Source organism: Methylobacterium ajmalii, assembly GCF_036448855.1.
Taxonomy (GTDB): domain Bacteria; phylum Pseudomonadota; class Alphaproteobacteria; order Rhizobiales; family Beijerinckiaceae; genus Methylobacterium; species Methylobacterium ajmalii.
In genome coordinates, this window is sequence record NZ_JAZFXT010000037.1 from 1 (window position 1) to 10,571 (window position 10,571).

Here is a 10,571-nt window from a genome sequence, read left to right on the forward strand (position 1 = left end):
GATGAGGGCCTGGGGGAGCTTGGCGTCGCCCTGGACGACGTTGATGAGGTCGTAGACGACCCGGCGCTCGGCGCCCATGATGAGGTCGAGGTTGCGCAGGCCGACATCGAAGTCGACCACGCAGACGTTCTGCCCGGTCTGGGCGAGAGCGGCGCCGAGCGCCGCCGTCGTGGTGGTCTTGCCCACCCCGCCCTTGCCGGACGTCACCACTATGATCTTGGACATCGAGAATGCTCCGCCCGAGCTGTCGGGATGGGGCGGCGTCCCGGTCCGGGTCGCGCGCTCACGGGGTTGTTCGGGTGTCGCCGGGCGGACCGGGGCGATCGATCGCCCCGGTCCGCCAGGCCGTCCTGTCTCAGTCGAGGGCGGCCATGCGGAGGGTCTCGCCCTCCAGCCAGACCTGGACCGCCTTCTTGCGCAGCTTCGGATCGGTGGTGTCGGCGGTGCGGAAGAGGCCGTCGATGCCGATCAGCTCGGGCTCGAACTTGCGGCAGCAGATGCGGGCCCGGGGATTGCCCCCGGCCCCCGCGATGGCGCGGCCGCGCAGCGCCCCGTAGATGTGGATCGAGCCGCCGGCCAGGATCTCGGCGCCGGAGGCGACCGAGCCCATGACGGTGACGTCGCCCTCGGGGTGATAGACCGACTGGCCGGAGCGCAGCGGGGTCTCGAGAACGAGGGAGTTCGGCTTGCGCGGCTCCGGCGGCTTGACGGGCTCGGGCTCCTTCACGGGCTCGGGCGGCGCCATCTCGGCCGGGCGGCCGCCGCTCAGGAGCGGGGGCAGCGCCGGGCCGAGCCAGGCCGGCTCGGCCTTCTCGACGCCCATGATGCGGATGCCGCGCTGCTTGAGCTCGTCGACGAGGCCGGCGATGTCGGGCGTTCCCGCCGCGGCATCCTTGTCGTCCTCGGCGGGCTCGGCCGCCTCGGGTCCGGCCGGATCCCCGCGGAGGGAATCCTTGGCGAGGCCCGAGACGTCCAGGATCACGGCGCGCTCGGAGAAGAGCGTCGGCGAGCGCTGCACCAGGGCATCCAGGTGCGAGAACCAGTCGCCGAGCGGCGTCTCCGGCGCGAGCACGAGCGCCCGGAACGAGCGGCCGCGCAGCGGGAGGGAGGGGCGTGTGAGGCTGATGCTGGTCACGGCGGTTGACGAGTTGTTACCGACCACCATGAAGCGCGCAGCGTGGTTACCGGATCGTTAATGGCGCGGAAGGGGCCGCGGTTTCGTTCAGGGATCGGCCCGGACGACACGGTCGCGGCCCCGCGCCGCTCGCTCATCCGAAACGACGAAGGGCCCGCGCGGACGCGGACCCTCCTGGCACTCTCGCGGCTCCCGGACGGATCGGGCCTCAGCCCAGGAAGTCGCCGCATTTCGGCGGCGGCTCGGTGCCCCAGGGCATCAGCGGCACCGTCGAGGTCGAGTTCTTGGGCGAGCCCTGTACCACCTTATCCGAGTAGACCATGTAGATCAGCGTGTTGCGCTTGGCGTCGCAGCCGCGCACGATCTGCATGCTCTTGAAGATCAGCGAGCGGCGCTCGCTGAACACGACCTCGCCCTGCTTGACCTTGCCCTTGAACTTGACCGGGCCGACTTGGCGGCAGGAGAGCGAGATGTCGGACACCTCCTCGGCGAGGCCGAGCGTGCCCTTGATGCCGCCCTTCTCGGGCTGGGTGTAGTGGCAGGCGACGCCGTCCACGTCCGGATCGTCGATGCCGTAGACGACGAGCTTGTCGTTCGGCGTCAGCGGCCGCCAGACCGTCGACTTGTCGAAGATCCGGTCCGGTTCCTGCGCCTGCGCCGCGTTCTGCGCCGCCCCGAGGCACGCCCCGAGGGCGAGCGCCGCCACAACAGCCTTCCGACCGCGAGCCCTGAGACCCCGCCGCCACACCATCGCGTCAACCTTTCAGTGAAGAACCTTAACGCATGTAGGGAGGCTGTCGCCCGGCGGCCAGGGAGGCTAGAACGGGGGCGTCCCGTCCTGCCACGCTTGGGCGTCGACGCCAGGCCTCACCGCCGGCGTTGCCGCTCGGCGCCGTGCGCCTGCGGGACGGCCTTCGTCTCGTCCGCCCCCCGGCGGGCGGATCGTCCCCGCATACCGGCCGGTCCCCGCACACCATGCCGCTGCTTCGCTTCACGGCCCGGCTCCTCGCCGGGATCCTCGCCACGCTGTCCGTGTGCCAGGCCGCCCTGGCCGAGCCCAGCGCGGCGGCCTGCCAGCGCTTCCGCGCCGAGCTCGCCGGCCTGCAGCGCGAATCGAACCGCGGCCAGGTCGAGGAGATCCAGCAGCTCGTCGCCTACCGGCAGTCGATCGGGTGCGAGGGCGGGCGCTTCCTGTTCTTCGACATGCGGCCGCCGCAATGCGCCCAGGTCGAGCAGCGCATCCGCGCCCTCAACGCCGGCTACGGCGCCGGCGCGCGCGAGGTCTCGAACGCCCGGCGCGAGCAGCTCATCGCCGCCGTGAAGGAGTCCTGCACCGGCCTTCCGACCCCGGCGGCCCTGCAGTCCAAGCCGGCCGACGGCTTCGGGCGCGGCGGCTCGCAGGTGATCTGCGTGCGGATGTGCGACGGCGCCTACTTCCCGATGCCGAACCTGCCCGACGGGCGGGAGGGCGCCGACGAGATGTGCCAGGCGCTCTGCCCCGGAGCCGAGGCCGCCGCCTACTCGATGCCGCCCTCCGACAACGGCCTGACCCAGGCCGCCGCGGTCCAGACCAAGCGCGCCTACTCGGCCCTGCCGAACGCCTTCAAGTTCCAGAAGGCCTTCGTGCCGAACTGCTCGTGCAAGGGCACGCAGAGCTGGGCCCAGGCCCTGGTGAAGGCCGAGAGCATGCTGGTGCGCCACAAGGGCGACATCTTCGTCACCCCGGCCCAGGCCGAGGCGATGTCGCGGCCGAAGGTGCGCCTGACCCTCGTCGGCCGCGCCGACCGGGCCGCCGCCACCCTGGCGGCGACCGCCGCGACCCGGGTCGAGGAGACGGTCGAGGCGGTCGACGCCGCCCGCCCGACCGGCCCGGAGGAGCGCCCCGCCGTGCGGATCATCGCCCCGAACCTGATCCCGGTGCCGATGACCGCCAAGGCGGAGGGCCCGCAGGCGGCCGCCACCGTGGCGACCCCGGGCGCCGCGCCGGTCGCGACCCCCTGAGATCGCCGCCCGGCCCGGCGCGACCGCCCGGGCCGGCTGACCGAAGGGAACCGCGCGAGGGAACCAACTCGCCGTCAAGGTGTTCGAAGGGACCGACGACGGACGAGAGGTTTTTCCTGATGCGCCCTGCCCGCGCGCTGCTGCTGACCGGCACGATCCTGCCGGCGCTGCTGCTCCAGCCCGTTCTCGCGAGCCAGGTGGCGGCGCGGGGCGACGACGTGATCCGGTTGGCCCAGGGCGGGCCGGGAGAGCGGGGCGGACCCGGTGGTCCCGGTGGTCCCGGCGAGCGTGGGCCCGGTGGCCCGGGCGGCGAGCGCGGGGGCCCGCGCCCGGAGCGGGGTCCGGCGGAGCGGCCGGAGCCGCGCGAGCGCCCCGAGCCGAGACAGGAGCGGCCTGAACCCCGGCAGGAGCGCCCCGAGCCGCGGCAGGAGCGCCCGGCGCCCCGCCCCGAGCCCCGCGAGCGGCCCGAGCCCCGGCAAGAACGTCCCGAGCCCCGGCAGGAGCGGCCCGAGCGCCAGGAGCCGCGCGAGCGCCCGACGCCCCCCCGCGAACGTCCCGACCCCCAGCAGCGCGAGCGGCCGGAGCCGCAGGAGCGCGGCCCGCAGGGCCGCCCGGATCGGCCCGACCGCCCGGAACGCCCGGATCGGCCCGACCGTCAGGAGAGGCCCGACCGTCCCGATCGGCAGGAGCGTCCCGATCGGCCGGATCGCCCCGATCAGCGCCCCGACCGCCAGGAGCCGCGCGGCCCGCGCGGCGACGAGCCCGGCCGCCCGCCGGCTCCTCCGCAGGATCGCGGCCCCGCAGGCCGTCCGGATCCGCGTGACCGTCCGGCGCCCGACGGCCGGCCGGATCGCCGCGACGAGCGTCCCGACGCCCGCGACGACCGTCGCGGCCCCGACGCCCCGGGCCAGCGCGGCCCGGGCCAGCCGCCCGCGCCCGGTCAGCCCCCGGCTCCCGGCCGCGCAGCTCCGCCGCCCGGTGCGCCGCAGCCCGGCGAGCCCGGTCGCGGACCCGGCCGGCCGGACGCGCCCGGCGCCGGCCCGAACGACGCGCCGCTGCCGCCCAACCAGCGGCCCGGCGTGCCCGGCCGTCCCTTCGTGCCCGGTGGGCCAGACGGCCGCGACGAGCGCGGCTTCGACCGGCGCGATCCTCGCGACCAGGACCGCGGCAACGGTGATCCGCGCGACTTCGACCGGCGCAACGGCGACCCGCGCGACTTCGATCGCCGCGACCCCGACCGCCGCGACGGCGACCGGCGCGGCTTCAACGACCGCGGCGACCTGCCCGGCGGCTACCGCCGCGACGCGCCGGACTACGTCCCGGGCGGCTTCCGCCGCGGCGACATCGACGTACGCAGCTACGACGATGTCCGGCGGGCCCGGCGCGAGTACAACGAGGGCGGCCGCCTGATCATCCGCGAGCCCGGCCGGGTCATCGTGCGCGACGACGACCGCTACTTCCTGCGCCACGACGAGACCGAGCGGTTCCGCCTGCTCGACCGCGACGCCCGCATCGAGCGCCGCGGCCGCGACACGGTGACGATCATCGACCGCCCCGGCGGCTACCAGGTCTTCACCGTGGTGGACGACGACGGACGCCTGCTGCGGCGCTACCGCCGCGGGCCGGACGGGCGCGAGGTGGTGCTGATCGACAACTCCTACGCGGGCCCGCCGCGGTCGATCGAGCAGGACGTGGTGGTGCTGCCGCCGCCCGACATCCGCATCCCCCGCGACCGCTACGTGGTCGAGGCGGACCGGGCCGACGAGGGCGCGATCTACGAGGCGCTCACCGCCCCGCCGGTGGCGCCGATCGAGCGGCGCTACACCCTGGACCAGGTGCGCTCCAGCCCGACCCTGCGCGCCCGGATGCGCAGCGTCGACATCGACACGATCACCTTCGACACCGGCTCGTGGCAGGTGACACCGGACCAGGCCCGGCGCCTCGCCACCATCGCGGCGGCGATCAACCAGGCGATCCAGAACAATCCACAGGAGGTCTTCCTCATCGAGGGCTACACCGACGCGGTCGGCAACGACGTCGACAACCTCTCGCTCTCCGACCGGCGCGCCCAGTCGGTGGCCGAGGTGCTGACCCGCGACTTCAAGGTGCCGCCCGAGAACCTGACGACCCAAGGGTACGGCGAGCAGTACCTGAAGGTGAACACGCAGAGCGCCTCGCGGGAGAACCGCCGGGTCACCGTGCGGCGCATCACCCCGCTGATCCAGCAGCAGGGTCAGCCGGCCCAGCAGCAGCAATGAAGCATTTTCCGACGAAGCGGAAACCGGTTCGTCGGAGAAAAGTCGACAAAACAAAGACTTAGCGAGCTTCGCGATTGCAGCGCGATCGTGAAGCGCTCTGGCGCCGGCAGCCGCAAACGAGAGACGCGGGCCGCCCCTCACCGGGGCGGCCCGTTTCCGTTTCGACGATACGCGATCCGTGCGGATCGACGATGCGTTGGCCTAACAGGGCGCACCGCCTAGATTGACCGGGGCAGGCCGCGACCCGCCGCGCGAGACGGCGGAAGCGGGCCTTCGCAGGAGGAGACACCCATGACCGTCCATGCACGCCGGCTCGGCCGGTGGGGCGGCGCCCTCGCGGGCGCGCTCGTCGCCACGGCCGTCGCGGCCCAGCAGGCGCCGCCGCTGGAGGTGCCGGCCAAGAGCGTGCCGGTGCCGGCCGACGTCAGCCCGCAGATGGCGAAGATCGTCGGCGCGCCCCTGCGCACCAACTGGAACATCCAGCCCAGGACCGGCGAGGAGTGGAAGCCGGTGGCCGAGGCCGGGGCGGCGGCCCTGCGCAAGCTCGTGCCCGGCATGCTCGAGCGGCTGAAGGTCGGAATCGAGCCGACCACCATCGACGGGGTGCGGGCCTACATCGTCACCCCGAAGGACATCGCGCCCGAGAACCGCGACCGGGTCCTCGTCCACGTCCATGGCGGCTGCTACGTGCTCAATCCCGGCGAGGCCGGGCTGCCCGAGGCGATCTTCATGGCCGGGTTCGGCCGCTTCAAGGTGATCTCGGTCGATTACCGCATGCCGCCCGAGGCGACCTATCCGGCCGCCCACGACGACGCGATGACCGTCTGGAAGGCGGTCACCCGCACGACCGACCCGAAGAAGACCGCGATCTTCGGCACCTCGGCCGGCGGGGCGCTGACCCTGGCGATGGTCCTGCGCGCCAAGCGGGAGGGGCTGCCGCTCCCCGCCGCGATCGCGCCCGGCACGCCGATGTCGGACACGACCAAGGTCGGCGACAGCTTCGTCACCAACGCGATGCTCGACAACGTGCTGGTCTCGCCCGACGGCTTCTGCGACGCCGGCGCCAAGGTCTACGCCAACGGCCACGACCTCAAGGACCCGATGCTGTCGCCGGTCTACGGCGACATGCACGGCTTCCCGCCGACGATCCTGACGACCGGCACCCGCGACCTGCTGCTGTCGAACACCGTGCGGGTCCACCGCAAGCTGCGCGAGGCCGGGGTCGAGGCCTTCCTGCAGGTCGGCGAGGGCCAGTCGCACGCCCACTACATCCGCGACGACACCGCGCCGGAGACGAAGGCGGTGTTCGAGGAGATCGCCCGGTTCTTCGATCGGCACCTCGCCCGGTAACCGGGTGCCGCCGGCATCGCCCTCCCGGGGGCGATGCCGCGACGGATCAGGACTGGGCCCGGCGCGACAGGCCGCCGAGACCGCAGCCGGCGAGGTAGGCCGCCAGCATCGCGGCGGCGCTCTCGACCCGGAACCCCTCGCGCCCGGGCACGAGGCCGGCGAGCGCCGTGGCGAGGCAGGCGAGCGCGAGGAGCACGACGAGGAGGGCGGCGAGCCGCGGCAGGCGGCCGGCGGGCGGGCCGGCCCAGAGGCCGGTGCCGAGGCCGATGAGGAGGGCGGCGAGGAGACCCGGCCAGGCGACGGATGCGAGGAGCAGCACGAAAAGGCCTCAGGAGCGGAGCGCGAAGGCGACCGCCCGGCGGTCGGAGGCCTCGGCAGGCGCCGCGGCGATCCTGTCGGCGGGGATGCCGGCCTTGAGCAGATAATCGACGATCGCGGCGGCGCGCCGCTGCGGCAGGCCCGGATCGGGCATGGCGGAGGCCTCGGCGGGCTTCGGCGCCGGTTTCTCGGCCGGCTTTCCGGGCTTTGCCGGGGGCTTCGATCGGCCGGACGCCTCCTTGGCCGGCACTTCCTTGGAAATGGTCTCCTTGGCAGCAGCCTCCTTGGAAGACGTTTCCTTGGCAGACGTTTCCTTGGCAATCGGGGCCGGCGGGGCGCTGCCGGGCGGGTCGTCGTGTCCGGCGACCTCGATCCGGGCCTGCGGGCAGGTGCGGGCGAGGCCCGCCACCTCGTCGAGGACGGGGTAGAAGGCCGGCTTCAGGTCGGCGCTGCCGGGATCGAAGCGCAGGGCCTGCCCGCTCGCCAGGCCCGCGAAGGTCTCGCGGCAGGCCGCCGGGTCCCGGCTCGGCGTCGCGCCGCGGGCGCCGACCGCGACGTCGAGCCGCCACCCCGCCGGGGCGAGGCGCCCGGCCTCGGCGGCGACGCGGCGGGCGCTCTCGGGATAGAGGCCCTCGCCGGCGATGCGCAGATTCTGGTCGCGCACGCTCACCTCGCCCTCGGCGAGCTGGGCGAGGGCGCCGATCCCGGCGGTCAGGCCCTCGACGAGGCCGGGCGGCGCGCCCTCGGCGATCCGGGTACGGTCGATCACCCGTTCGCCGTAGAGGTGCGGCCGCAGGGCGGCGCGCAATGCCGCGCGGGCCTCGGCATCCGGCAGGTGGCCGGTGAGGGTGAAGGCGTCCGGCCCGCGCCGGACCGTGACGAGGTAGGGCGAGACCGGGCTCGCCGTCAGCGCGACGGTACCGCGGGACACACCCGCCGGCAGGCCGGCGGCGGCCGCCTCGGCCTCGCGCACGGCCTGGACGTCGATGGCGCTGCCGCGCACCGACAGCGTCGATCCGTCGAGGGCGACGCTGCCCTCCCGCACCAGGGCCAGGATCGCGAAGGCGCGGTCGACCAGCGCCCGGGCGTCGACGCCCGCCGGCAGGCCGCGGGCGATGCCCATCGCGTCGGTCACCGGGGCGCCCTCGGCGAGGAGCCGGGCGGCGGCCAGGATCGCGGACCGGTCGGCCTCCGATGTCGCGTAGCCGTCGAGGCGAATCCCCGCGGGCCCGCGGCTCGCCGACCAGACGAAGGGCGAGACCAGGGCCGGCTCGACCCCGACCTCGCCGACCGCGAAGCCGGTGGGCGGGTGGGCGAGGTCGGCCCGCAGGGCCGCGTAGGCCTCGACGCTCGCCGCCTCGCCGTGGACCGACAGGACGCGGTCGCTCAGGGCCGCGGTGGCGCCGGGCTTCAGGTGCCGCACCTGCGCGACGAGGAAGCGGGCGGCCTCGGAAAAGTTCTCCGGCGCGCCGCGGGCGGCCCGGGCGGCGTCGCGCAGGACGAGCCCGGCGGGAAGCCCGGCGCCCAGGGATTCCGTCAGGGCGGCGCGGCCGGTCTCGGCCGGGCGGTACCCGAGCAGGTCGATGCGGTCGGGCGCCCGAAAGGCGGCCGCCCAGGTGAAGGGCGAGATCTCGGCGACGAGGCCGGTCCGGTCGAGGATGCGGCGCCGGCCCGGCAGGGCGGCGAGCGCCACGCGGGCCTCGCTGCGGGCGCCCTCGCCCGGAGCCTCGCCACTCGCCACGAGGTCGCGGCCCCGCGCCTCGACCCGCAGCCACGGCTCCGCCCCGTCGCGCCCGGTCGCCGCCGCGACCGCCTCGGCGGGCGCCTCGAGAGCCGCCTCGAGCCGCGGCTCGGCGAAAGCCGTCGCGGCCACCCAGGCACCGGCCAGGAGGGGAAGGCCGGACAGCCAGCCGATCGAGCGAATGGCCAAGGGGGAACCTCGTCGCGGGGAGACCACGCGCGGCGGGGGCTTCGCGCGTGCGGGTCACCCTGGCGCCGGTTTCCGGCATCAGCAAGGCGCACACGAAAAAGGGCCCCGGCGCGCGCCGGGGCCCTTCGAGGGGCAAGTCGGGACGCGGCTCCCCGGAGGGAGCCGCGGATCGCGACTTAGAAGTCGCGCTGGACGCGCATGCGGACCTGGAACGTGTCCGCGTAGTTGGTGGTCGGCAGCGCCACGCCGTTGGCGTTGGTCGGCACGCCGGCGGCGTTCAGGCCCACCGGAACCTGACCCGGAGCCTTGTTCTGGTCGACCACGCGGCCGCCCTTGAGGTCGACGCGGTTGTAGAGACCCTCGACGCCGATATCGAGATCCTTGACCGGCGACCAGATGATGCTCGCGCCGGCAACGATCTGGCTCGTGTCGCGCAGGGCGGCGCTGTAGGCGAAGGCGCCGGGGCTGTTGACCGGGTTGCCCAGGCCGTTGAAGTTCAGCGCGCCCAGCAGGTTGCGGCTGGTCTTGCCGAAGCTCATCTCGCCGTAGCTGCCGATGATCGCCGAGCGAACCTCGGGGGTCCAGTAGTGCAGGTACGACCCGACGACGGTCCAGCTGGTCGACAGCTCCATCTTGCCGGTCAGCGGGTTGACGGCGGCGTCGGTGAAGTAGGCCGCGAAGGGCGAGCCCTGGGTGTTGCCGGCGCTGGCGGTGTAGGTGCCGATGTACTGGGAGTAGCCGGTGTAGATCTGCGCGCCCTCGCCGTACGAACCCTGCAGGTACAGGGAGTCGCCGGCGGCGATGAACGGCAGGTTGAACTTCAGACCACCCTGCACGGCCCAGCCGTACTCGGAGTTGACGCGCGGGGTCACGACCGTGCCGGCCGGGATCGCGGCGCCGCCGAAGGTCAGGACCGTCGTGGCGTTCTGGGCGTTCAGCTCGTGCACGGCGGCCGAGAGCTGGGCGGAGCCCCAGGCGGCATCGTAGCGCAGGGCGCCGACGAAGTCGGGCATGCGGTTGGTCTGGCGCAGGTCGTAGAACGCCTCGCCGATCGGCACGCCGGCCGCGTTGGTGGCGACGACCGGGCTCAGGTTCGAGGCGGCCGCGGTGAAGACCGCGAACTGGCTCGCCGCGTTGCCGGCGGTGGCGGTGCCGAACAGCGGGTTCTTGCGGAAGGTCGGGTCTTCGACCGACAGCGTCGCCGAGAAGCCGTTCCCGAAGGTCGCGGTGTAGGCGAGCAGGTTGGTCGAGGCGACGTCGGAACCCAGCGAGGTGCCGATGATCTCGAAGTCGTGGGCGTAGAAGTCGTAGAACGAGGCCGCGCGACCGGCGGTGAGGCCGGCGAACTGGATGAAGGCCTTGTCGACGTTCACGTATTGCTGGGCGCGGCCGAACGTGTCGACGCCGACCGCCGGGAAGGCGTTGGCGATGCGCTGCTGCGTGCCCGAGTTCAGGTAGGCGCCGGTCCGCGAGGCGAGCTCGAAGCGCACGAAGGCGCGGAGCGTGCCGTAGGCGGTCTGGGTGCGGGCGTCGAGGTTGAGGCGGCCGAGGCCGCGGTAGCCCATCAGGTCGCCGTTGT

At 74.0% G+C, this 10,571-nt stretch carries 9 protein-coding genes; 3 read left to right on the top strand and 6 right to left on the bottom strand.

The genetic code is table 11. The features are described from left to right. The 3 genes from V3T34_RS16615 to V3T34_RS16625 form a co-directional block, all read right to left on the bottom strand. The coding region (locus V3T34_RS16615; protein ID WP_331369241.1) for a nucleotide-binding protein at positions 1–225 on the bottom strand (225 nt) is incomplete at its 3' end. Between the two features lie 130 nt (positions 226–355). Then, complete coding sequence (gene minC, locus V3T34_RS16620) at positions 356–1,135, bottom strand: septum site-determining protein MinC (RefSeq protein WP_060850812.1); 780 nt, start codon at positions 1,133–1,135, stop codon at positions 356–358. Between the two features lie 208 nt (positions 1,136–1,343). Then, on the bottom strand, positions 1,344–1,886 hold the full coding sequence (locus V3T34_RS16625; RefSeq protein WP_060849773.1) for a CreA family protein: 543 nt from the start codon (positions 1,884–1,886) through the stop codon (positions 1,344–1,346). 224 nt (positions 1,887–2,110) lie between these two features. Between V3T34_RS16625 and V3T34_RS16630 the strand changes: the two genes are divergently transcribed. From V3T34_RS16630 to V3T34_RS16640, 3 genes are all read left to right on the top strand, one after another. Next, a complete protein-coding gene (locus V3T34_RS16630) occupies positions 2,111–3,136 on the top strand; it encodes a DUF2865 domain-containing protein (RefSeq protein ID WP_305079748.1) in 1,026 nt (341 codons plus the stop codon). Between the two features lie 119 nt (positions 3,137–3,255). Next, complete coding sequence (locus V3T34_RS16635) at positions 3,256–5,394, top strand: OmpA family protein (protein WP_305079747.1); 2,139 nt, start codon at positions 3,256–3,258, stop codon at positions 5,392–5,394. A gap of 291 nt (positions 5,395–5,685) precedes the next feature. Further along, positions 5,686–6,744 carry an alpha/beta hydrolase gene (locus tag V3T34_RS16640; protein ID WP_305079746.1) on the top strand — a complete coding sequence of 353 codons (1,059 nt, stop codon included), beginning with the start codon at positions 5,686–5,688 and terminating at the stop codon, positions 6,742–6,744. Between the two features lie 46 nt (positions 6,745–6,790). Here the strand turns inward: V3T34_RS16640 and V3T34_RS16645 are convergent, their stop codons facing one another. The 3 genes from V3T34_RS16645 to V3T34_RS16655 form a co-directional block, all read right to left on the bottom strand. Next, positions 6,791–7,063 (bottom strand): hypothetical protein, encoded by a 273-nt coding sequence (locus V3T34_RS16645; protein WP_305079745.1) that lies wholly within the window; start codon positions 7,061–7,063, stop codon positions 6,791–6,793. A gap of 9 nt (positions 7,064–7,072) precedes the next feature. Beyond that, positions 7,073–8,992 (bottom strand): OmpA family protein, encoded by a 1,920-nt coding sequence (locus V3T34_RS16650; protein WP_331369242.1) that lies wholly within the window; start codon positions 8,990–8,992, stop codon positions 7,073–7,075. Positions 8,993–9,168: 176 nt separating this feature from the next. Next, positions 9,169–10,571 (bottom strand): porin (locus V3T34_RS16655; RefSeq protein WP_305079743.1); only part of this gene is annotated, 1,403 nt, incomplete at its 5' end.